The 21,342-nt window shown below is 53.7% G+C and carries 19 protein-coding genes and 2 pseudogenes; 11 read left to right on the top strand and 10 right to left on the bottom strand.

Translation table 11 applies throughout. The features are described from left to right. Positions 1–15: 15 nt before the first annotated feature. Positions 16–1,794: a GMC family oxidoreductase gene (locus SPL01S_RS04240; RefSeq protein WP_063197766.1), complete on the bottom strand. Its 1,779-nt coding sequence runs from the start codon at positions 1,792–1,794 to the stop codon at positions 16–18. Beyond that, complete coding sequence (locus SPL01S_RS04235) at positions 1,795–2,511, bottom strand: gluconate 2-dehydrogenase subunit 3 family protein (RefSeq protein ID WP_063197763.1); 717 nt, start codon at positions 2,509–2,511, stop codon at positions 1,795–1,797. It abuts the gene before it with no gap. A gap of 307 nt (positions 2,512–2,818) precedes the next feature. On the opposite strand from SPL01S_RS04235, the gene pdxR reads away from it, so the two are divergent. From pdxR to SPL01S_RS04220, 3 genes are all read left to right on the top strand, one after another. Further along, positions 2,819–4,336, top strand: a complete 1,518-nt coding sequence (gene pdxR / locus SPL01S_RS04230) for a MocR-like pyridoxine biosynthesis transcription factor PdxR (RefSeq protein ID WP_063197761.1) — start codon at positions 2,819–2,821, stop codon at positions 4,334–4,336. 135 nt (positions 4,337–4,471) lie between these two features. Next, positions 4,472–4,924, top strand: a complete 453-nt coding sequence (locus tag SPL01S_RS04225; RefSeq protein ID WP_063197759.1) for a GNAT family N-acetyltransferase — start codon at positions 4,472–4,474, stop codon at positions 4,922–4,924. Positions 4,925–4,944: 20 nt separating this feature from the next. Beyond that, on the top strand, positions 4,945–5,646 hold the full coding sequence (locus tag SPL01S_RS04220) for a GNAT family N-acetyltransferase (protein WP_063197757.1): 702 nt from the start codon (positions 4,945–4,947) through the stop codon (positions 5,644–5,646). A gap of 58 nt (positions 5,647–5,704) precedes the next feature. Here the strand turns inward: SPL01S_RS04220 and purB are convergent, their stop codons facing one another. The 5 genes from purB to rluE all read right to left on the bottom strand — a co-directional run bounded on the left by purB (position 5,705) and on the right by rluE (position 10,071). Then, positions 5,705–7,075 (bottom strand): adenylosuccinate lyase, encoded by a 1,371-nt coding sequence (purB, locus tag SPL01S_RS04215; protein WP_004943305.1) that lies wholly within the window; start codon positions 7,073–7,075, stop codon positions 5,705–5,707. Between the two features lie 22 nt (positions 7,076–7,097). Beyond that, positions 7,098–7,724 (bottom strand): high frequency lysogenization protein HflD, encoded by a 627-nt coding sequence (gene hflD, locus SPL01S_RS04210; RefSeq protein WP_004943308.1) that lies wholly within the window; start codon positions 7,722–7,724, stop codon positions 7,098–7,100. A 2-nt stretch (positions 7,725–7,726) separates the two neighbouring features. Further along, entirely contained in the window at positions 7,727–8,830 is a 1,104-nt protein-coding gene (mnmA, locus tag SPL01S_RS04205) for a tRNA 2-thiouridine(34) synthase MnmA (RefSeq protein ID WP_004943312.1), read from the bottom strand. Between the two features lie 94 nt (positions 8,831–8,924). Next, positions 8,925–9,371, bottom strand: coding sequence for an NUDIX hydrolase (locus SPL01S_RS04200; RefSeq protein ID WP_006324831.1), 447 nt, complete (start codon positions 9,369–9,371; stop codon positions 8,925–8,927). A gap of 73 nt (positions 9,372–9,444) precedes the next feature. After that, positions 9,445–10,071 carry a 23S rRNA pseudouridine(2457) synthase RluE gene (rluE, locus tag SPL01S_RS04195; protein WP_063197755.1) on the bottom strand — a complete coding sequence of 209 codons (627 nt, stop codon included), beginning with the start codon at positions 10,069–10,071 and terminating at the stop codon, positions 9,445–9,447. Positions 10,072–10,203: 132 nt separating this feature from the next. Between rluE and icd the strand changes: the two genes are divergently transcribed. Next, positions 10,204–11,457: an NADP-dependent isocitrate dehydrogenase gene (gene icd / locus SPL01S_RS04190; protein WP_004943319.1), complete on the top strand. Its 1,254-nt coding sequence runs from the start codon at positions 10,204–10,206 to the stop codon at positions 11,455–11,457. Between the two features lie 490 nt (positions 11,458–11,947). Here the strand turns inward: icd and SPL01S_RS04180 are convergent, their stop codons facing one another. Then, the gene (locus tag SPL01S_RS04180; RefSeq protein WP_063197751.1) at positions 11,948–12,652 is read right to left on the bottom strand and encodes a helix-turn-helix transcriptional regulator; all 705 of its coding nucleotides are present in this window, start codon (positions 12,650–12,652) and stop codon (positions 11,948–11,950) included. Positions 12,653–12,857: 205 nt separating this feature from the next. Between SPL01S_RS04180 and SPL01S_RS04175 the strand changes: the two genes are divergently transcribed. After that, positions 12,858–13,724, top strand: coding sequence for a hypothetical protein (locus SPL01S_RS04175; protein ID WP_063197749.1), 867 nt, complete (start codon positions 12,858–12,860; stop codon positions 13,722–13,724). A 100-nt stretch (positions 13,725–13,824) separates the two neighbouring features. Here the strand turns inward: SPL01S_RS04175 and SPL01S_RS25645 are convergent. Further along, positions 13,825–14,075, bottom strand: a pseudogene (locus tag SPL01S_RS25645) (SOS response-associated peptidase family protein); the annotation flags it as partial. A gap of 244 nt (positions 14,076–14,319) precedes the next feature. On the opposite strand from SPL01S_RS25645, the pseudogene SPL01S_RS25145 reads away from it, so the two are divergent. The 3 genes and pseudogenes from SPL01S_RS25145 to tolA all read left to right on the top strand — a co-directional run. Then, positions 14,320–14,415: pseudogene (locus tag SPL01S_RS25145) on the top strand (hypothetical protein); the annotation flags it as partial. Positions 14,416–14,694: 279 nt separating this feature from the next. Next, positions 14,695–15,186, top strand: a complete 492-nt coding sequence (locus SPL01S_RS04160; protein WP_063197745.1) for a hypothetical protein — start codon at positions 14,695–14,697, stop codon at positions 15,184–15,186. Positions 15,187–15,339: 153 nt separating this feature from the next. After that, positions 15,340–15,888, top strand: a complete 549-nt coding sequence (gene tolA, locus SPL01S_RS04155) for a cell envelope integrity protein TolA (protein WP_081113139.1) — start codon at positions 15,340–15,342, stop codon at positions 15,886–15,888. 225 nt (positions 15,889–16,113) lie between these two features. On the opposite strand, the gene SPL01S_RS04150 is transcribed toward tolA, so the two are convergent. Next, the gene (locus SPL01S_RS04150; RefSeq protein WP_063197741.1) at positions 16,114–17,226 is read right to left on the bottom strand and encodes an AI-2E family transporter; all 1,113 of its coding nucleotides are present in this window, start codon (positions 17,224–17,226) and stop codon (positions 16,114–16,116) included. A 725-nt stretch (positions 17,227–17,951) separates the two neighbouring features. On the opposite strand from SPL01S_RS04150, the gene SPL01S_RS04145 reads away from it, so the two are divergent. The 3 genes from SPL01S_RS04145 to SPL01S_RS04135 all read left to right on the top strand — a co-directional run bounded on the left by SPL01S_RS04145 (position 17,952) and on the right by SPL01S_RS04135 (position 21,302). Continuing rightward, positions 17,952–18,989 (top strand): LacI family DNA-binding transcriptional regulator, encoded by a 1,038-nt coding sequence (locus SPL01S_RS04145; protein ID WP_063197739.1) that lies wholly within the window; start codon positions 17,952–17,954, stop codon positions 18,987–18,989. 202 nt (positions 18,990–19,191) lie between these two features. After that, positions 19,192–20,115, top strand: coding sequence for a TIM barrel protein (locus SPL01S_RS04140; protein ID WP_063197736.1), 924 nt, complete (start codon positions 19,192–19,194; stop codon positions 20,113–20,115). Between the two features lie 14 nt (positions 20,116–20,129). Then, positions 20,130–21,302 (top strand): Gfo/Idh/MocA family protein, encoded by a 1,173-nt coding sequence (locus SPL01S_RS04135; protein WP_063197735.1) that lies wholly within the window; start codon positions 20,130–20,132, stop codon positions 21,300–21,302. Positions 21,303–21,342 lie beyond the last annotated feature (40 nt).

Raw genomic sequence — 21,342 nt, 5'->3', positions numbered from 1 at the left:
CTCCTTATGATGCTGTCAGGCCTGAACCAGCGGGCCGGGGTTTTTCAGATACTGATTACGGATCGCCTCGGCCGAATGGTAGGCCAACGCGCCGACGATGCCGGTAGGGTTGTAGGCCAGGTTCTGCGGGAAGGCACAGGCGCCGGTGACAAATACGTTTGGCACATCCCAACACTGCAGATACTTATTCACCACACTGGTGGCTGGGCTGTCGCCGATAATGGCGCCGCCGGTCGTGTGCGTTGACTGGTAGGGCCGCACATCGTAATGATCACCGGTTTTCTTCACCGACACCGCCATCTGCTTGGGTTTCATGGCGTTGGCGATATCCACCATTTTGCCGGTGATGTGCTGCGTCATTTTGATCTCGTTTTGTTTCCAGTCGAAGGTCATGCGCAGCAGCGGCAGGCCGTAAGCGTCCTTATAGGTCGGGTCCAGATCCAGATAGCAATCGCGGTACGGCATCACCGAGCCTTCGGAGCCGATGCTCATCGAGTGCGGGTAGTTATCCTTGATGCCCTGTTTCCAGCCGCTGCCCCAACCGGGAGTGCCTGGCGGCAGCATCATTTGCTGAATCGGCCGCCCGCCGGTACGGGTAGCGGAGATATAGGCACCGCCGATAAAGCCCAAATCGGCATGATCGAAGTTTTCGCCGTTCAGATCGTCGATCACCATACCGGCCGCGCCTGCGCCGATAAACGGATTGAAGTGGGTATCCTGGCCGTAAAACAGCGAAATACCGCTGTTCATCTGGTAGGCGTAATTCTTGCCGACCACGCCTTCGCCGGTCACCGGATCGTAAGGTTTACCGATGCCGGAGAGCAGTAGCAGGCGAACGTTATGCAACTGGAAAGCGCTAAGGATCACCAGATCGGCCGGCTGTTCGATCTCTTGTCCCTGCGCGTTGATGTAAGTGACGCCAGTGGCTTTCTTGCCGCTGCTGTCCAGATTCACTTTGATCACCTGCGCCTGGGTGCGCAGTTCAAAGTTTTTACGTTTGGTCAGCACCGGCAGAATGGTGGTCTGCGGCGACGCCTTGGAGTACATAAAGCAACCGAAGCGCTCGCAATAGCCGCAAAAATTGCAGGGTCCGAGTTGGACGCCGTAAGTATTGGCGTAGGGTTCGGAGCAGTTGGCGGCAGGAACGGGGAACGGGTGGTAACCCAAAGACTCGGCGGCCTGGCCAAACAGCGAACCGGAGTAGAGCTGTTTTAGCGCCGGTGTCGGGTATTCGCTGCTGCGCGGTCCTTCGAACGGATTGCCGCCCTTGATGATATTGCCCTGCAGGTTACCGGCCTTGCCGGCGGTGCCGCAGACTTTTTCGAATTTATCGAAGTAAGGCTCCAACTCTTGGTAGCTGAGCGGATAATCCTGCAGCGTCATGCCTTCCGGGATCCATTTAGCGCCGTATTTTTCCGTAAGGGTGGTGTGCAGCTTCAGATCGGAAGGCAGTGCACGCCAGTGCATGCCGTTCCAGTGAACGCCGGCGCCGCCAACGCCGTTGCCCGGCAGAAATGAACCGAGCTGGCGATAAGGCACCGCGAAGTCGGCAGGAGTGTGGCGCACGGTCACGGTTTCATTTGCCATTTCCTGCGCCAGTTTCAGGCGGATGCCGTAGGTCAGTTCGTCTGTAATGCGCGGGTAGGCGAAGTCCGGATAGGTATCACGCCGTTCGCCGCGTTCAAGTGCCAGCACGTTCAGGCCGCTTTCGGTCAACTCCATTCCCATTATGGCGCCGGTCCAGCCAAACCCGACGATCACCACGTCTACCGGTGGTTTTTTAATTACGCTCATTTATGCATTCCTTTTGCTTGAGATACTGACTGGGCCGAGAGGATAAGGCTGATTGGGCCGGTTGACCCAGTCGGTGTAATCTGCCCGTGCGCCGGGAAAACCAATCAATTTCCATGAGGCCAATGTCTGGTTGCCGCCGTGAACCGGATCGGCCAGATAGCCCTCTTTGGTATTGGCCAGCAGTTGATTGAAAAACAGCGCGCCGGGCAGGGCATCGGAATCCAGCTGGCCGTGTTCCAGCGCGGTCAGCAACTGTTCCTGCTCGGCGTGGCCGAGATCGGCAAAGGCTTTTTGGAACTGCCGCCGGCAGTGGGCATTAACCTCGCGAATGCCGGTTCGATAGGTTTCACGTGGCGTCAACTTGGACTGGTAGCCTAACTCCGGCGCGGAGGGCACGAACGGCGGGTGCATATACCACAGCCCGCCGTGGCCGTACGGGGTTTCCATTTGCCTGTCGATAAACACCGGCACGTCCTGATCCACCGCGCCGGGGCCGTTAGCATCGCTCGGGATGAGCCGATCGCAGGCTGCCAGCAGAAAACGCCATTCGTCGTTGTTGAAATAAACCGGCACATAGTGGGCAGAGACACCGGCGGCAGGCGCGGCTTTGGCTTCCAGTGCCATCATGCCGCTGCTTGCGGCGGCCAGCGGGATTAACGCCAGGGTCTTTTTTAGAAAGTTACGCCGAGGCGGCGTGGGGTTGTGCTGTTGCGACATAATTCCACCTTGAACATGTTTCACAGTAATGCCCGTGCAGGTAATACGCGCCTGCGGCGCCGCTATCCAGCGGCAGTAAACGGGCAGGGGGGTGTTTTGGGAATATTAACCCACCACATAATTATCCTACTAATTATGTGGTGGGTTAAGTGTAGGCCTTGCGCGGCAAATGGAACAATAAATGATCTGTTGCAAAACATTTTATTTACAACAGACTGGGTTTAGAGCGATCGCCTAACATGCCGCCAAGGAGCAGAAATAAGGTAAAATGAGGCAGTAAAGCCGCCCCCTCTTGACCCGGAGCACCATGAAACACCGCAGTGACAGCAGCCCACCTACTTCCCTGGCCGCCCTAAAGGCAAGCTTTGCCCGGCATGTGCAACAGGGCATGACGCGCAAAGCGGCGTTGCATCTGGCCATCAAACAGCAGGTGACGGCGGGGGATCTGCAATATCTGGCGAAACTTCCTCCCAGCCGGGTACTGGCTGCCGGGCTGGGCGTTTCTCGCGATACCGTCGAGGTGACCTATGCCCAACTGGAAGCCGAAGGCTACATTGCCCGCGCGGTGGGGCGCGGCAGCTTTGTCAGTTATCAGCGAAGCACCCTGATTGGCCGCGAGCTGTTGGCGGCGGATGATGCCGAAAGCGCGCTGCTGACGGAACGGGAACTGAGCGCGCATGGCCGCTCGTTGCTGGTGGCCGCCCATGCGCCGCATACCAGCCGTGCCAGTTCGCTCACGCCGTCACTGCCTGACCTGCGGCTGTTCCCGATAGATAGCTGGTTGCAACTGGAAAGGCTGGCGGTTCGGCAGTACGGCGAACGTCTGTTGGGCTATGCCGATCCCCAGGGAGTGGTGGAACTGAGGGGTGAAATCATTGAGTATCTGCGGCGCGAAAGGGGCGTTAAGGCCAGTGTGGAGCAGGTGATCGTGGTGACCAGCTCCCAACAGGCGCTGTCGCTGTGTACCCAGGTGTTGTTCAATCCTGGCGACAGGGTCTTTGTCGAAGAGCCGGGTTATCAGGGGGCGAAAAAGCTGGTGCAGTCTGCGGGGATCATCGCCCAGCCTGTCGCGGTCGATCATGACGGAATGGATATTGACGCATTAATTGATGCGCGCCATCGTGGGCGTGGCGTGTATGTCACGCCATCTCATCATTATCCGCTGGGGCATTCGCTCAGCATCGACAGAAGATTGAAACTGCTGGAATGGGCGCAGCAGCACAAGGCCTGGATTATTGAAGATGATTACGATTCCGAATTCAATTATGACGGGCTGACCAGGGCTTCGCTGCAGGGGCTGGATAAATACCAACGCACGCTGTATATCGGCACCTTCAGCAAAACCCTGTTCCCGGGGCTGCGCATCGGTTTTATCATAGTTCCGCCACAGTTAATCAAGCCTATGGTGGCTGCCAAACAATTCCAGGATGGTTATACCTCCGCGTTGCCGCAAATGACCCTGTTCCGCTTTTTAAACGGCGATTTTTATGTCGAACACTTAAGGAGTATGCGCAAGCTGTATAAGGCCAGGCTCGATATTCTGCATGCAGCGGTCCATCAGTATCTTGCCGCCTGGACCCGGCCACCGCTGCCGCAGGGCGGGTTGCAATTGGTATGCCCGCTGGCGGATGCGGCTACCGAGCGGCGTTTGATTCAGGCCGCCGCCGCGCAGGGAATGAAAGTCTATGGGCTGGCGGATTTTTACACCGGCCAACCTCGGGAAGGGGCGCTGGTGTTTGGCTTCTCGGCCTACACGCCGGATGAAATCGTAAAATTCATCAAAAAATTATCCTCTATTTTCAGCGCGCTGCCGCAGGCCGTTTGAGGCTGTTTATGTCGTCAAAATTGGTCTGCTCACTGTTGTGAATTGGTCTGTATTCAGCCCGTGAACGCCGGTGTACCCTGTTGGCATTAGGTTATTTCTCCTGTGGAAATAATATCTTAAAACCAGAGAGGCATTATGCACCCAGTAAACAATGGCGTTGTGGTACGCAAAATACAAAACGGCGATAAATCGCAGTGGTTGGATCTGTGGCAGGGATATCTTCATTTTTATCGTGCGGAAATAGCCGCACAGGTTACCGAACACACGTTTGAACGCTTATGCTCGGATCAGCAGGTTTATGGGCTGGTGGCGGAAGACGCAAACGGCAATCTTCTGGGGTTGATGAACCTGATTTTCCACCCTTCAACCTGGAGCTCCGCCGGTTATTGCTATATTGAAGATCTCTATGTTTCCCCGGTGGCGCGCGGCAAGAAGGTGTCCGAGAAGTTATTTGAGCAGGTTTATCAGCTTGCCAATGAAAGGGGCAGCGATCGGGTTTACTGGATGACGCAGGAATACAACGCCCCGGCGCGTTCGCTGTACGACAAAATAGGCAGAAGAAGCTCGTTTATCATCTATACCCGTTAATTACAGGCTGCGAGGGGCTTATGGCGTTCAATCAATTCGGGCAGCCGGTAGGCGAGCCATTAACCGATTGGCGGGCACCGCAACGGCCTGCCGGAGAGCCGCTCGACGGGCGCTTTTGCTTCATGAAGTCGCTTGATCCGCAGCGGGATCACGCAGCCCTGTTCAGCGCATTCCAACTGGCCCCGGATGGCCGGGACTGGACCTATTTATCCATCGAACGGCCGGACAGCCCGGCGGCGATGTTGCAGCACCTGACCCAGCTTCAGGCCAACCCCGCGTTGGTGAACCTGACGGTGTTCGATAGCGCAAGCCACGCACCGGTCGGCACCGTAGCTTATATGCGCATCGATGAAGGCAACGGCGTGCTGGAGATTGGCCACGTCAGTTGGTCGCCGGCGATGAAGCAACGCTCCAGCGCAACGGAGGCCGTCTATCTTATGCTGCGGCACCTGTTCGATGACTTGGGTTATCGCCGCTGTGAATGGAAGTGCGACAGCCACAACGCGCCATCCAGACAGGCGGCGGCAAGGTTCGGTTTCAATTACGAGGGCCGGTTCAGGTATGCGGTGATCACCAAGGGCCGCAGCCGCGATACCGACTGGTTCGCCATCACCGCGGATCGCTGGCCGGCCATTAAAGTCGCCTTCGAGCAGTGGTTAAGCCCAGGCAACTTCAACGCGCAGGGGCAGCAGAAACAGCGCCTGCAGGCATTTATGCGCTGAGGCTCTAAAATACGAAAGGCGGCCATTTGGCCGCCTTTTTGCTTTCTGACCAGACCGATTATTTCAGCTCGTCAACCATAGTGGCGGCGCGGCCAATGTAGTTAGCCGGGGTCATGGCTTTCAGGCGGGTTTTCTCTTCTTCCGGCAGCGCCAGACCGTCGATGAACGCCTGCATGCCGGCGGCATCCACGCGCTTGCCACGGGTCAGCTCTTTCAGCTTCTCGTACGGCTTTTCGATGCCGTAACGGCGCATTACGGTCTGGATCGGCTCGGCCAGCACTTCCCAGTTATGATCCAGCTCGTCCAGCAGGTGCGCCTGGTTGACTTCCAGCTTGCTGATGCCTTTCATGGTCGCCTGATAGGCGATCAGCGCATAGCCCAGGCCCACGCCCAGATTACGCAGCACGGTGGAGTCGGTCAGGTCGCGCTGCCAGCGGGAAACCGGCAGTTTGCTGGCCAGGTGGCTCAGCACCGCGTTGGACAAGCCCAGGTTGCCTTCGGAGTTTTCGAAGTCGATCGGGTTGACCTTGTGCGGCATGGTGGAAGAACCGATTTCACCGGCGATGGTCTTCTGCTTGAAGTGATTCAGGGCGATGTAACCCCAGATATCGCGGTCGAAGTCGATCAGGATGGTGTTGAAGCGCGCCACGCAGTCGAACAGCTCGGCAATGTAGTCGTGCGGCTCGATCTGAGTGGTGTACGGGTTCCAGGTGATGCCTAGCGAGGTGACGAAGGTTTCGCTGAACTGGTGCCAGTCCACTTCCGGGTAAGCGACGATGTGGGCGTTGTAGTTACCGACCGCACCGTTGATTTTACCCATGATCTCAACGCGTTCCAGCTGACGGAACTGGCGTTCCATCCGGTAGGCCACGTTGGCGAATTCTTTACCTACGGTCGACGGGGTCGCCGGCTGGCCGTGGGTGCGGGACAGCAAAGGAATATCGCGATATTCCAGCGCCAGGCCCTTGATCGAATCGATGATTTTGCGCCAGTACGGCAGCACCACGTCCTGACGTGCGGTTTGCAGCATCAGCGCGTGGGACAGGTTGTTGATATCTTCTGAGGTGCAGGCAAAGTGGATAAACTCGGAGACCGCCTGCAGGGCAGGGACGGCTTCCACTTTTTCCTTCAGGAAATACTCAACCGCTTTCACGTCGTGGTTGGTGGTGCGTTCGATAGTCTTGATGCGCTGCGCGTCTTCTTCGCTGAATTCTGCGACGATCTTGTCGAGGAAAGCGTTTGCGTCGGCGTCAAAAGCGGGAACTTCCTTGATTTCTGCGCAGGCGGCCAGTTTTTGCAGCCAACGTACTTCAACCTGCACGCGGAATTTCAGCAGACCGTATTCGCTGAAAATGGTGCGCAGTGCGCTGACTTTATCACCGTAGCGTCCATCAACGGGTGAAACGGCGGTCAGTGAGGATAATTCCATCGGTAGCAACTCCTGGGATCGATTAACAATGAGCAACGATATTTTGCGCCTGTTTAAACAGACGATTACGAGAAAACATTAATTGCAGGCGGCTGCCGCCAACCTGTTGCCACAGCACGGCGGCACGGATGCCGGCCAGCAGTGTGGCGCGAACCTTGGCCTGCACCTGCGTGTTCTGCAGGATTGCCGGCGAACCTATCACCTGGATGCGCGGCCCGAGCGGGCTGACCACGTCGACATAAATGCCGGCCAGCGCACTGATAATGGTGTCTGATTCCAAATCATAATGCGCCAACTGGCGCTCCAACTGGCCGAGGCGTTCGCCAAGCTGGTTCATCGCCTGCTTATTGGCGTTGAGCTTGCGCTCCAGCACCATCAGGCTGATGGTGTAGCGGGTCAGTTCGGCGCCCGGCCCCTTGTTATTGGCATTGAGCACGCCCATCAGCGTCTCGAGGCCCATTTTCAGGTTGCGCTCTTCGCCGCCGAACACCGCCAGCGTGGAAGGCGGGTCCATTTGCAGCAGGCTGCTCAACGAGACATGCAAGGCTTCTTTATCGCATATCCCCTCGTGGGCCAGTTGCTGGACCAGACGCGCTGACTGGCTGATTCCAGCCATCGCCAGCGTAATGTCATAATAATTCTTCGCCACGGTTACTCCTGTAAACGCTGTTCGATAATGCCGCCGCCGAGGCAGATTTCGTCCTGATAAAACACGGCTGACTGGCCCGGGGTGACGGCGGCGACCGGCTCGTCGAAACGCACTTCGATACGCTGGTCATCCAGTGGCGTAACGGTGCACGGGATATCCTGCTGGCGATAACGGGTTTTCACCGTACAGCGCAATGGCCCGCTCAGCGGCAGGCGATCGACCCAATGCAATTGTTGCGCGATCAGGCCGGTAGACATCAGGCGCGGATGATCATGCCCCTGAGCGACCACCAGCACGTTGTTGGCGACGTCTTTGTCTACCACGTACCACGGATCTTCGCTGCTGTCCTTCATGCCGCCGATGCCCAGCCCTTTGCGCTGGCCGAGGGTGTGATACATCAGCCCCTGGTGCTCGCCGACGGTCTGGCCATCGACGTTGACGATAGGGCCTGGCTGCGCCGGCAGGTAGCGACCGAGGAAATCACGGAATTTGCGCTCGCCGATAAAGCAGATGCCGGTAGAGTCTTTTTTCTTGGCGGTAACCAGCTCCAGCTGCTCGGCGATGCGGCGCACCTCCGGCTTTTCCAGTTCACCGACCGGGAACAGGCTTTGCGCGACCTGCTCGTGGCTCAGGGTATACAGGAAGTAGCTCTGGTCTTTGTTGCCGTCGACGCCGCGCAGCAGGCGGCTTTTGCCGTCCACGTCCTGGCGGCGCACGTAGTGCCCGGTGGCGATAAAGTCCGCCCCCAGATCTTCTGCGGCGAATTCCAGGAAGGCTTTGAATTTGATTTCTTTATTGCACAGGATGTCCGGGTTCGGCGTGCGACCGGCCTTGTACTCTTCGAGGAACAGCTCAAAAACGTTGTCCCAGTACTCTGCCGCGAAGTTCACCGTATGCAGCTCGATACCGAGTTTGTCGCATACCGCTTGCGCATCGGCCAAATCGGTCGCTGCGGAACAATATTCTTCGTCATCGTCCTCTTCCCAGTTCTTCATAAACAGCCCAGCGACCTGATAGCCCTGTTGCTGTAACAGATAGGCAGTAACGGAAGAGTCGACGCCGCCGGACATACCGACGATTACTTTTTTCTGGCTGTTGTCTGACATGGGAGTCTCACGAACTTGAACACGAACCGTGCGATAAAAAACAAGCGCAGGATTTTACCACGTTGGCCGCGCCGGCGCACGGCACTTATTCATCTCAGAACGGCCAATCATAGCTGCCGACCAAGGATAGCGGGTAGCGCTCCGGCTGCTGGTAACAACGGAGGCTTTCCGCGACCAGCCCGGAACGCAGGTTGGGCGCCTGCAAAATCTCTTCGGCGCTCAGCCACAGGCAGCGGTCGATATCGCTGTCTTGCGGCTCGGTGGGCAGGGGGTGCTCCAGCTCAATGACAAAACAAAAGCGCAAAAACGGCGTGTTGTCCGGGGCGATCCACTGGTGCAGTTTGAGGAACGACTGCGGCGTGGCGCGGATGCCGGTTTCTTCCCACAGTTCGCGTTCGGCGGCTTGCACCAGGGTTTCATCGGCTTCCAGGTGGCCGGCCGGCTGATTCCATAACGCTTTGTTGTTGATGGTTTCTTCGACGATCAGAAATTTCCCGGCGGCGTGAACCACGCAGGCAACGGTGACGTGCGGTTTAAACATAACGGCCCCTTACAGCGGCTGGTTGAAGTGCTGGCATACCCTTGGTTTTTCACTCGGCCGCTTTGTTGGCCGGCTACAGCGAATCAAGGGTTTTCCATTCGCCAGGTTGTAATGCACCCAGGGAAAGCTCGCCCATACTGTAGCGAATCAGGCGCAGGGTAGGGAACCCGATATGTGCCGTCATGCGACGCACCTGGCGATTTCGGCCCTCGAACAGGGTGATTTTCAGCCAGGCGGTGGGGATCGCCTTGCGTTCGCGGATCGGCGGGTTGCGCGGCCACAGCCATTCCGGCTCGCTCACCAACTCCACGCCGGCCGGCAGAGTGGGGCCGTCTTTGAGCGTAACGCCGCTGCGCAGCGGCGCCAGATCGGCTTCCTGCGGCGAGCCTTCCACCTGGGCGTAATACACTTTGCCGGTGCGTTTGCCCGGCTGGGTAAGCTGCGCTTGCAGCTTGCCGTCATTGGTCAACACCAATAACCCTTCGCTGTCACGATCCAGTCGCCCGGCGGCGTATACATCGGGAAAAGGAATGTATTCTTTCAGCGTGGCGCGGCCGGCTTCATCGGTAAATTGGGGGAGCACATCGAAGGGTTTATTGAATAACACCACGCGGCGCGGACCCTGTGCTACAGCGGGTTTGGCGGCGTTCGGCTTGCTGAATCGTTTAACGTTGTGATTTTTAACAGGGAATTTTTTCATAACAGTTGAGATTACGGATGATAGGCGCATTATAACCGAATCCGTTTCGGATTGGCGCGGACTGAATATTCGAGTAGTATCTACACGCATCTTACAAAGCATTAACAAAAATTGCGCTTGAAGGAGAGGTTGATGGAAAGCAAAGTAGTTGTTCCGGCAGAAGGTAAACAGATTACGGTCGATGCCCAGGGTAAACTGGTTGTTCCGAATAACCCGATCATCCCGTTCATCGAAGGCGACGGCATTGGCGTTGACGTTACCCCTGCTATGATTCACGTGGTTGATGCGGCTGTGAAAAAGGCCTACCACGGTGAACGTAAAATCTCCTGGATGGAAATCTACACCGGTGAAAAATCCACTCACGTTTACGGGAAAGACGTGTGGTTGCCGGAAGAAACCCTGGATCTGATCCGTGACTACCGCGTTGCCATCAAAGGCCCGCTGACTACCCCGGTCGGTGGCGGTATTCGCTCCCTGAACGTGGCTCTGCGCCAGCAACTGGACTTGTACGTGTGTCTGCGTCCGGTGCGTTACTACCAGGGCACCCCTAGCCCGGTTAAACAGCCAGAGCTGACCGACATGGTGATCTTCCGCGAAAACGCCGAAGACATCTATGCAGGTATCGAATGGAAAGCCGGTTCTGCCGAAGCGGACAAAGTGATCAAGTTCCTGCGCGACGAAATGGGCGTGAAGAAAATCCGCTTCCCGGAACAATGCGGTATCGGCGTCAAGCCATGTTCCGAAGAAGGGACCAAACGTCTGGTGCGTGCGGCGATCGAATACGCCATCACCAACGACCGTGACTCTGTGACCCTGGTTCACAAAGGCAACATCATGAAGTTCACCGAAGGTGCCTTCAAGGATTGGGGCTACGAACTGGCGCGCGAAGAGTTCGGTGGCGAACTGATCGACGGCGGCCCGTGGCTGAAAATCAAGAACCCGAACACCGGTAAAGAGATCGTGGTTAAAGACGTGATCGCCGACGCCTTCCTGCAGCAAATCCTGCTGCGCCCGGCGGAATACGACGTGATCGCCTGTATGAACCTGAACGGTGACTACATCTCCGACGCCCTGGCCGCACAGGTTGGCGGTATCGGTATCGCACCGGGCGCCAACATCGGTTCCGATTGCGCGCTGTTCGAAGCGACCCACGGCACCGCACCTAAGTATGCCGGCCAGGACAAAGTGAACCCAGGTTCCATCATCCTGTCCGCAGAAATGATGCTGCGTCACATGGGCTGGTTCGAAGCGGCTGACCTGATCGTTAAAGGCATGGAAGGCGCAATCGCTGCCAAGACCGTGACCTATGACTTCGAACGCCTGATGGAAGGCGCTAAACTGCTGAAATGTTCAGAGTTTGGCGACGCTATCGTTAAACATATGTAAGTGTGATTTAGCGTTTGAATAAGAACGGGAGCCTTGGGGCTCCCGTTCTTATTATTCAAACTGCAACGGTTATCAAAACTCGGCAATTTTGGTACTTAACTACACCTATCCAGTAAATTTGCGCCCTGAACAGACAAATCCCATTTAATCACTGCCTGTCCTACGGTTGACCATTTGTCGGGTGGCCGTCTCGCAAGTGAATTAATCCTATCACGTGAATTCTGGAATAATGTCCTTGGGGGATATATCGTCAATCAATGAATTCAAAGCTGCTGTCCTCGATACGTTCATATGGGGGAAAACGTCACCGGTCACCATATCAGACAGTTACTTCACGGTCTTCAGAACGGCAATGATCTGGTGCTCAGTGAATCGGGCTTTTCGCATGGTGATCCCTTCAAAAGACATATTCAGTATGTCGGAATATCTCTAAAAGTGAACGGTTCATTTTGCAGGGATGCTTACACCGGAACTATCAGAAGTACAGCATTTATAATGTGAGTTGACCAGTCTGTATGGCTTTAATAATTGCGGCGCTTCTTGAGTTTGTGTTGAATTTTTGACGCACTTTTTTAAAGTGGAAATTAACATTTGATTCTGAACAGTTGATTATTTTTGAGATTTCCCAAGTTGTTTTACCCATCAGATACCAGGAGCAAATTTCTTTTTCTCTGTTGCTTAACGTAATGGTATTACGTTTGCATTTTAGTATGTGAAAGTAATGTACGATTGCATCCCGTAACGCAACCGATCTATCGATATATTTATTTATTTTATTAATGTAGTCACTCTCATGGCAATGAAATGACAGCATCAGGCTCCCAAATTCATTGTTGATACCATGCAGGGGGAAAGATACACCATGGTGAATTCCATATCTTTTAAGATCATGAAAAAAATTTGATTTTGTCTCCATCGTGTTCCCACTCCACACTAGGGGGATAATGTTGTGCAAGCAATATTCCACGATGGGATTCTGACTTATGCACTGTTTTTCACTTTGTTCTTTTAAAAAAGACTCATCATAATTTGTAATAATAATCGGGTTTTTTATTTCATTTTTAGTATCTGAATAAATAAGATAATACCATTCAACCTCTATAGCTGATTTCATCGAGTGAAGAAGTCTGTGGATATCATCAAAACTATCCACGGTAAAGTCTGAGTAAAAATCATATAAGTCAACTGAAGCCATGGTTACCATTCCATTTATTTAATCGGTGGGATTTTATTGTTTACAAGACTAGTGTACAGCCAGAGACTGACAACTATCTCTTTTGACAGTTGCGACATGATAATTTCGGTGAAAAAATTCATATTGAAGTTCAGACGAAATCACACTCATCGTAATTACATATGATGGTGAAATTCAATGCGAATTTAATTTTAAGAGAGGACTTATGAAACGAACTGCCGTTATTTCACTTATTGGAATGGTGTTTTTTTCGGTAAATGTATTTGCTGCAGAATCAGAAATCAGTTCGGAGGTAAAAGATGATATCGCTGATATACTGACTGCACAATACAATAACATAGCCAAAGACTGTGGAGATGAGCAATCCCCAGCATTTCTTTGCTCCGGCGTGTTAATGAGAGGGACGAGACCCGGAGTTGATTTCTGGAGGCTCAATCCATCATCAATAAAAAACAATGGCGTGTCATTCTCTTACTTGCGTAAGGATGCTAAATTCAACACTACAATTGCCAGTGCCAATGGGTTTATTCTTTTTCCGGGTAAAATGACGCCGGCAGAGAACGAACAGGTTTCGGTATTATGCTCTTATGCCCTCGATGCAAATACGTGGGGGAGGCAGGGAAACTACTGTGGTTCACCTCCTTCTCCTGAGAAAGGGCAGTCATGTCAGGATTTTGGCGTATTTACCGCTCATCAGTTAAATAAAGCGATTGCCAGAAGGTCAGCCTGGGGGGTATGTGCATTTGATGTCAGACCTACGGCAAAAAAACCGGCTGATGCGTTTTATCAGACATTGCTCGCGATGCCGTATCTTGGAAATGGATTAAATTATAACGAAATTATGGTTAAACCCTGGGATGAAAATAATCCGAAGGGCATACCCATTGAAGCACTGTTTTACCTGAATGGAGGGGGACTAGTGTATGCGCAGCAGGATCAGCGTAGCTACAAAAATACAACAGGTAAATTTTTACCTATCGTTAAAATTGAGCTCCCTAAAGGCGTCAGCGTGCAACAATCGACAGATGCGGTATTTAGCTATGAACCAAAAGATCAGGTGGTTGAGAAATAAACGATGGACTCTCCCTGATTATGTGCTGTAAATAACAATACCGCCCGTTGGAATATCTCGCCGTAAGTTCCCGTTATCCCAGCGTGGATTTACGGCGCATTGTAGTGGCTGCGGTTTCAATACGTGCATTGATAACCGGCTGGCGTTTCATTTCTTTCCACCATTCAGGGTCGTAACCCCACTCAAGAGGAACTTATCGTCTCGTTCGTTAAGCATCAGAACTCGGGTACCTGGCGCCACGTTGTAGCGACCGATCGGAACATTGTCCAGCGCGCTGGAAAATTCAAGGTCGGAGGCGAAAACGTCAAGATAGTCGGCACGGGTCTGTACCTGGGCAAATCGTCCACACATAACCAACCCTTTTCGATGCAGATTTAGGGTAAGTATAGGGGATGTTTCTCGAAGGGTTTCTGAACAGCATGAGAGGATTCACCCCCCATCCCTACACCCCATAACTGTGTATAGAAGCAAAAAAAGCATTATCAAAACCCGATAAACATTTCTTGAAATCAAGGGGGTTATAAACAGTGTCAAATGATGCGAACTTACTGTTTAAATAGAAATAATTAAATTTGTTATTAATAGTAATCTACTGTTTCGCCACATGGGTTGGTTCGAAGCGGCCGACCTGATTGTTAAGGGCATGGAAGGCGCGATCGCCGCCAAGACCGTGACCTATGACTTCGAACGTTTTTATCGATGTTGCCACGAATGATTGTTATTGCGTTTATTATCCTTGTTTTATTAAATATTAGCGTGCTTATTTTTTGTCTTGATTGGTATTTATCTATCTTCCTGTGAGTTTATGCTATGGGAGCTATTCAGCTTTGACGGTAACAAGATGAAATTAAAGGTAACGCATTGTGTGATATTGAGTTTAATATTATTTTTTCCCGTTGTTTCATTGTGCTTGTAATTAATTTTGGCTATCTTTGAATCCCGATGGGATAATTGAATTTGGACGAATGATATGAAAACAATGTTGACAGCGACGCTGGTTGCGTTAATTTCGGTAAGTGCAGCGAATACGGATGCTGCGACCACCAAGACGGTGAATGGGAAGCTTGAAACACGCTTTGGCAACCCAACGTACAAGCAGGTGCTACATTATCGCAAGATGTATGAGAAAAAACCTTTCCCTGATGCTGAGATTTATTACTACGATAACGGCGTCTATAAAATCATTTCGCAGGGGGAAGACCATTATGGACTCTATGTGCTGCAGGGTGGATTTCAAGAACAGACTTATACCATAAGATTTGTTTCCTTGCCGTCCGCCGACTGGGGGAGTAAAACAGCATTTCATCAGTTGACTTTTATTAAGAATGATAAAGGCAGTGATGGTGTGTTTATCCAGAATGCGATTGTTGATACCGGCGAGGCAATTGCTCAGCAGAATGGCACTTTTTCTCTGGAAGAGAATAAGGAGAATGACCCAACGAATAAACGGTGGGGAAGTTAATTTACAGCCAAACTCAAACATCAGGGCGACTCAATAGTTTTGATTCTACCCTGAGTAAACTGAATGCGCCCCGGTTTGAAGTGACAGTCACCGGCAGTCATTCAAGCCCTGGTATCCGTCGGGGCTTTTCTTCTGCCTCGAACGCCTGATGGTATGCGCTTTCCTAATGTAGGTTTGCAATACAGTGATCTAAGGCTGCTTAAATTTGCCTGTGTTGGTTTATTATTCTTTCCTGTGGATATTCTATTAAAGAAGGGAATCATGAAGAGAGTTCATTTGGGGGTTGGGATTTGCGCGCCGGCATTATCGCTTGTTATCGCCGCGTTGTTGGTGACGGGGTGTGCGAAGACGAGTTTTGCGATTAAACCTGTGCCGTCTGATGAGGGGGTCGATGAGATGTTTGCCGCCTTCGAAGGTAAAACAGCGCCTCAACCTGGGGCGGAGGCCAGCCAGTATGCTATGCAGATACGATCCGCTATTCAAAGCCATTTTCAAGACGCCGGCTTATATGCCGGTAAACGATGCGCTTTAAGACTTATGCTGGCACCGGATGGCATGCTTATAAATGCGCGAGCCGAAGAAGGTGACCCTGATCTTTGTCGTGCCGCGATAAAGGCGGCCACAAATGCCCGTTTTCCCAAACCGCCTTCACCAGCCGTTTATGATGCCGTGAAAAATCCTATATTGGAATTCCGCCCCTGAGCACCTGAATGAGAGGGGAAAACGTGTCAACGCTAGTTAGGCCGGGTCAGAGTAAAGATTATGGCTAATGTGGCATATAAGATAAGCATGGCTCAACACGGTCTTCCCTGTGAGTGTTACAAAGCAGGCTCAAAGATAGCATAAGGGGGGCGGCGTAACGCGATGGTAAACGTCGGGGGCCTGTGCAGGCCCCCGGAATTAACAAAACCAGTGCCTCAACGCCGCTTAACCGGCATCAGGGTGATTCTTGCCTTCTTCGATAAAGGCTTCATCAATCTCGTCGGTGGTCTCCTCGCTGTCGCGGCCGGAAAGGATATTCCAGCAAGCGATGAACAACGCGGCGATCAACGGGCCGATAACGAAGCCATTGATGCCGTAAATCTCCATGCCGCCCAAGGTGGAAATCAGGATGAGGTAATCCGGCATCTTGGTGTCTTTGCCGACCAGCAGCGGGCGCAGAATGTTGTCAACCAGCCCGATAATCACCACGAAGAACCCGGCCAGGAATGCCCCTTGCCACAGCATGCCGGTGGCGAAGAAATAGATGGCTGCCGGCACCCAGATAATGGCGGAACCGACGGCGGGGATGATGGAGAGGAAGGCCATCAGCGCGCCCCACAGCAAACTGCCATCGATGCCGGTGATGTAAAATGCCAGGCCGCCGAGGGCGCCTTGCACAATCGCCACCACCACGGTGCCTTTCACCGTAGCGCGGGACACGGCGGCGAACTTCACGAACAGGTGGTGTTTAACGTGCTCGGACAGCGGCAACGCTTCAAGCGCCAGGGTCACCAGATAGGGGCCGTCTTTCAGCAGGAAAAACAGCAGATAGAGCATGATGCCAAAGCCGACGGCAAAGTTGAACGTGCCTTTGCCGATCAGGAATACGCTGCCCGCCAGGAATTGCCCGCCCTTGAGCGCCACTTCGGAAAGCTGCTTTTGTATTTCCGCGGCGCTGTCGAGGTTATGCTCCGCCAGAAAATGCCGTGCCCAGCCGGGTAAATGCTGCATCACTTCGGCCAGCATCGCAGGCAGTTGGGTATTGTTGTTCTGCAGTTTTTCGTAGAGAACGTTGAATTCGAGCGCCAGCGACGAAGCGATGATCGCCAACGGGGTGAACACAATCAGGCAGATCACCAGCAACGTTAACAATGAGACCAGGCCGTTGCGGTCGCCAAGATATTGTTTAAGCTTGTTTTTCAACGGGTGGAAAATCACGGCCAATATGATGGCCCATAGCACCGACGAATAGTAGGGACCCAATACGTCCAGAAAAGCGGCAGTTACGATGAAAAGGATCAGAATAAAGAATCCCTTTGAAATACCTTTAGACATCATAGCAGTCCCTCTGATGATAGATTTTACCGGTGAATCTTGGCGCTCACCGACATTGGCGAGCAGTGAAAAACAAACCATAGCATCACAATGACTTAACAGTTAGTGGATTGTTGGTGAGCGGAGCTTCTCTAGCCTGTAAGCCGGATTGCTCACGGGTTTTTGTGTAAATTATCAATAAATCTTATTGGTTGTGTTTCATTTTGTGAGTTTTCCTTGATGTGAAGGAGCGGGTTATCTACGTTTTAGGTGAACGTATTTTCACCTGAAACGCAGAGGTAGGCAAATGACTGAGCATAAACGACTTAGATTCATTGAGATAATGGTTGCGATCGCTTTTGGCGGTTTGGTGATTTACCTGATGGTCACGGGCGCTTTGTCCTTGTCAGGGTTGGAGCACCATTGGCCATATCCATCAAGATAACTGTAGTGATTTGCCAGGGTATGCCGAACACGGCGGATAAAAAATAAAATTACGCTATTCAGACGTTGCGTTCGGGCGAGGAAAGTACGGCGGAGATCCATAAGCTTAAACGCCGGCCGCTGAATCTCCCGCTAAGATCGGATGTCTTTCATCACGCCTGGCCCTTCAGGCGCTTCACCCTATATTAGATCCCCGCAACGACTCAAATCGCTATTAACGCGCCCGATCACACAAAACCCCTGGCTGGGTTTCTTCCGTCATCGATACCATGATAGTTTTTATCAAATTCATGATGAGGAAGAGTATGGCAGGCAAGAAAACCACCATGAGCGCCATCGCCCGGGAGGCGCGGGTCGGCATTGCTACGGTTGACCGGGTGATGAACCGGCGAGCGGCGGTACGGCCGGAAACGGAACGCAAAGTTATCGCGGCGGCGAAAAAACTGGGCTTTGCCCTCGAAAAGTCTCACCGGTTGTTTGAGGTGGCCGGGCAGTCGCCGGTGCGGCTCAAAATGGGGTTTGTCCTGCTGAGACGCGAACATTCTTTCTATGCGCAGTTAGCGGAAAGCCTGCTGGAACAGGCCGCACCGTACTACGATCTGGCCCATCCGCCGCAGTTCATTTCTCATGACATCAGCGCGGTAGGCGATACCGCCGCGGCCATTACGCAACTGAGCCAGAGCGTGGATGTGATGGGGGTGGTGGCGCTGGATAACCCGATGATCCGTTATGCGGTCGAAGAAGCCAGCCGCCAGGGCGTTAAGGTGTTTACGCTGCTGTCGGATCTGTCGGTGCACAGCAGGGCCGGTTATGTTGGCCTGGATAATCAGCAGGCCGGTCGCACCGCTGCCTGGGCGGTAGAGCGTATGTGTCGAAAACAGGGGGAGATCGGGGTTATCATCGGCGATAATCGCTTCCTGTGCCAGGAAACCTGCGAAATCAGCTTTCGCTCTTACCTGCGCGAACACCTGAGTGGCCACCGGGTGCTGGAGCCGCTACGCAGCTATGAACGGGCCGAGAGCGCCAGACAGGTCACCTTGAGCATGTTGGCGCAGCACCCCGAATTGGTGGCGTTGTATGCGCCCTGCGGCGGCGTGGAAGGGATTATCGCCGCGTTGCGGGAGAGCGGCAGGCAGCACGACGTGATGCTGGTTTGTCATGGCCCTGTGGAAAACGCGGAGATGGCGTTGATCGACGGCACGCTGGATCTGATGTTGACGCACCGTATTCATGAATTCGCCGCGTCGGTCATCAACACCTTTGTCGCCGCCGTCGGCGGAGAACACCCCGGTTTTATGCAGATCATTAACCGCTTTGATCTGATCACCAAAGAAAATATCTGATCGCCGGCCCCCTTGCGGGCCGTTTCCCCTGAATTACCGCCGATACCTCACAGGTTACGGCTTGCCTGCGTTTGATAAAAAACTATCATTTTAACTATCAAATTTAACGCGATCTTCATCAAAAAATGAAAGTTTCATCATTGATGGTTTCGAAATATTTGTTTGATACTGGCGTCACACCCACCTCGAAACGGAATGAAAAATGACCTTGCCTATCGCCAATGCCCCCTGCAGTTGGGGTGTGGATGATCCCCAAAATCCTTATCTTCCCCCTTACGCCCAAGTGCTACAGGAGGCGAACGCAGCAGGCTATCACAGCATTGAACTGGGGCCGTGGGGCTACCTGCCAATCGAGGCCGCGGCCCTGACCGCAGCGTTGCACCACCACCAATTGTCGCTGGTGGCCGGCACCATTTTTGACGATCTGGCCAGCGAGCAGAACTTCGCGCACATCCTGACGCTGACCCATAGCATTTGTCGCAATTTGTCGCAGGCGCCCAAGGCTCATCCCATTTGCGAAGGCCATTTCTCGCCGCCGTATCTGGTGATAATCGACTTCGGCAATCCACAGCGGGCCAGGTTCGCCGGGCAATCATCGCAGGCACCGCGGCTGGCGCCAGACGACTGGAACCGGATGATCGGCCACATCAAAACGGTCAGCGAGATTGCCTGGCAGGAATATGGCGTCAGGCCGGTGATCCATCCGCATGCCGGCGGCTGTATCGAGTTCGCCGATGAAATCGAGCTGTTGGTCAACCAAATTCCGCACCAAACCGCCGGATTATGCCTGGACACCGGGCACCTGTATTACTCCGGTATGGACCCGGTCATCTGGCTCGAACGCTATTTCTCCCGGATTGATTACCTGCACTTCAAGGATGTTAACCCGCAGGTGTTCAATGACGTGCTGAAACGCGGGCTGGATTTCTTTACCGCTTGCGCACAAGGGGTGATGTGCCCACTGGGGCAGGGTGCAATTGATTATCCAGCCGTGCGCGAATTATTGGCAGCACGCGGCTATCAGGGCTGGATCACCATTGAGCAGGAACGGGATCCGCGTCAGGTGCAGGGCAGCCTGCGCGACGTAACGGAAAGCCTCAATTATTTACGAACCGTCGGTTTTTAATCGGGAGAAACGTGATGATCAACGGCATTAAACCTCTGGAACGATCCCTGCGTTGGGGCATGGTCGGCGGCGGCGGCACCAGCCAAATCGGTTATATCCACCGTTCTGCGGCGCTGCGCGACGGCACTTTCACTCTGTTGGCCGGCGCGTTCGATATCGACGTATCGCGCGGGCGCAGTTTTGGGCAAAGCCTGGGAGTGGCAGCGGACCGCTGTTACCCGGATTACGCCACGCTGTTTCGGGAAGAAGCCGCCAGGGCGGAGGGTATCGAGGCGGTTTCCATTGCCACGCCAAACAACACCCACTTTGCTATTTGCCAAGCGGCGCTGGAAGCGGGTCTGCACGTGGTGTGCGAAAAACCGCTGTGCTTTACCGCCGAAGAGGCGCAAAGGCTGGTCGAATTGAGTCAAAGGCGGCATAAAATTATCGGTGTCACCTACGGCTATTCCGGCCACCAGTTGATTTTGCAGGCCCGCCAGATGATCGCCGACGGCCTGCTGGGCGACATTCGCATTATCAACATGCAGTTCTCTCACGGGTTCCACGCCGCGCCAGTAGAGCAAGAGAACCCCAGCACGCGCTGGCGGGTGGATCCGCGTTTTGTCGGCCCCAGCTATGTCTTGGGCGATTTGGCTACCCATCCGCTGTTCCTGGCGGAAACCATGGTGCCGCAATTGAAGATCAAACGCCTGATGTGCAGCCGCCAGAGCTTTGTCAAAACCCGTGCGCCGCTGGAAGACAATGCCTACGTGTTGATGGAATACGACAACGGCGCGGTCGGTTCAATGTGGTGTTCGGCGGTCAACAGCGGCTCGATGCACGGCCAGAAGGTGCGCATCGTCGGCGAGAAGGCCAGCCTGGAATGGTGGGACGAACAGCCTAACCAATTGCGTTTTGAAGTGCAGGGCGAGCCGGTGCGCATTCTGGAGCGCGGCATGCCTTACCTGGATCACGCCGCGTTGGCGGACGACAGGATTGGCGGCGGTCATCCCGAGGGGCTGTTTGAAGCTTGGTCAAATCTGTACCGACGTTTTGCGCTGGCGATGGACGCCACCGACCGGCGGGACGAGGCTTTCCTGGCAGATTTCTGGTACCCCGACGTGCATGCCGGGGCGATGGGCGTGCGTTGGGTCGAAAACTGCGTGCGTTCCGCCGATGCCGGCGCCAGTTGGGTTGAGTTTCGCTAAAGCCCCGCAAGCGAGGTGGAGCCTCGGCGACATCATTTTA

It is taken from the genome of Serratia plymuthica NBRC 102599, assembly GCF_001590925.1.
GTDB classification, from domain to species: domain Bacteria; phylum Pseudomonadota; class Gammaproteobacteria; order Enterobacterales; family Enterobacteriaceae; genus Serratia; species Serratia plymuthica.
This window is presented reverse-complemented; position numbering and strand designations above follow the sequence as displayed.

Coding starts and splice junctions, on each gene's coding strand:
- SPL01S_RS04240 (WP_063197766.1), bottom strand. CDS start 1,794: ATGAGCGTAATTAAAAAACCACCGGTAGACGTGGTGATCGTCGGGTTT.
- SPL01S_RS04235 (WP_063197763.1), bottom strand. CDS start 2,511: ATGTCGCAACAGCACAACCCCACGCCGCCTCGGCGTAACTTTCTAAAA.
- pdxR (WP_063197761.1), top strand. CDS start 2,819: ATGAAACACCGCAGTGACAGCAGCCCACCTACTTCCCTGGCCGCCCTA.
- SPL01S_RS04225 (WP_063197759.1), top strand. CDS start 4,472: ATGCACCCAGTAAACAATGGCGTTGTGGTACGCAAAATACAAAACGGC.
- SPL01S_RS04220 (WP_063197757.1), top strand. CDS start 4,945: ATGGCGTTCAATCAATTCGGGCAGCCGGTAGGCGAGCCATTAACCGAT.
- purB (WP_004943305.1), bottom strand. CDS start 7,075: ATGGAATTATCCTCACTGACCGCCGTTTCACCCGTTGATGGACGCTAC.
- mnmA (WP_004943312.1), bottom strand. CDS start 8,830: ATGTCAGACAACAGCCAGAAAAAAGTAATCGTCGGTATGTCCGGCGGC.
- SPL01S_RS04200 (WP_006324831.1), bottom strand. CDS start 9,371: ATGTTTAAACCGCACGTCACCGTTGCCTGCGTGGTTCACGCCGCCGGG.
- rluE (WP_063197755.1), bottom strand. CDS start 10,071: ATGAAAAAATTCCCTGTTAAAAATCACAACGTTAAACGATTCAGCAAG.
- icd (WP_004943319.1), top strand. CDS start 10,204: ATGGAAAGCAAAGTAGTTGTTCCGGCAGAAGGTAAACAGATTACGGTC.
- SPL01S_RS04180 (WP_063197751.1), bottom strand. CDS start 12,652: ATGGCTTCAGTTGACTTATATGATTTTTACTCAGACTTTACCGTGGAT.
- SPL01S_RS04175 (WP_063197749.1), top strand. CDS start 12,858: ATGAAACGAACTGCCGTTATTTCACTTATTGGAATGGTGTTTTTTTCG.
- SPL01S_RS04160 (WP_063197745.1), top strand. CDS start 14,695: ATGAAAACAATGTTGACAGCGACGCTGGTTGCGTTAATTTCGGTAAGT.
- tolA (WP_081113139.1), top strand. CDS start 15,340: ATGCGCTTTCCTAATGTAGGTTTGCAATACAGTGATCTAAGGCTGCTT.
- SPL01S_RS04150 (WP_063197741.1), bottom strand. CDS start 17,226: ATGATGTCTAAAGGTATTTCAAAGGGATTCTTTATTCTGATCCTTTTC.
- SPL01S_RS04145 (WP_063197739.1), top strand. CDS start 17,952: ATGGCAGGCAAGAAAACCACCATGAGCGCCATCGCCCGGGAGGCGCGG.
- SPL01S_RS04140 (WP_063197736.1), top strand. CDS start 19,192: ATGACCTTGCCTATCGCCAATGCCCCCTGCAGTTGGGGTGTGGATGAT.
- SPL01S_RS04135 (WP_063197735.1), top strand. CDS start 20,130: ATGATCAACGGCATTAAACCTCTGGAACGATCCCTGCGTTGGGGCATG.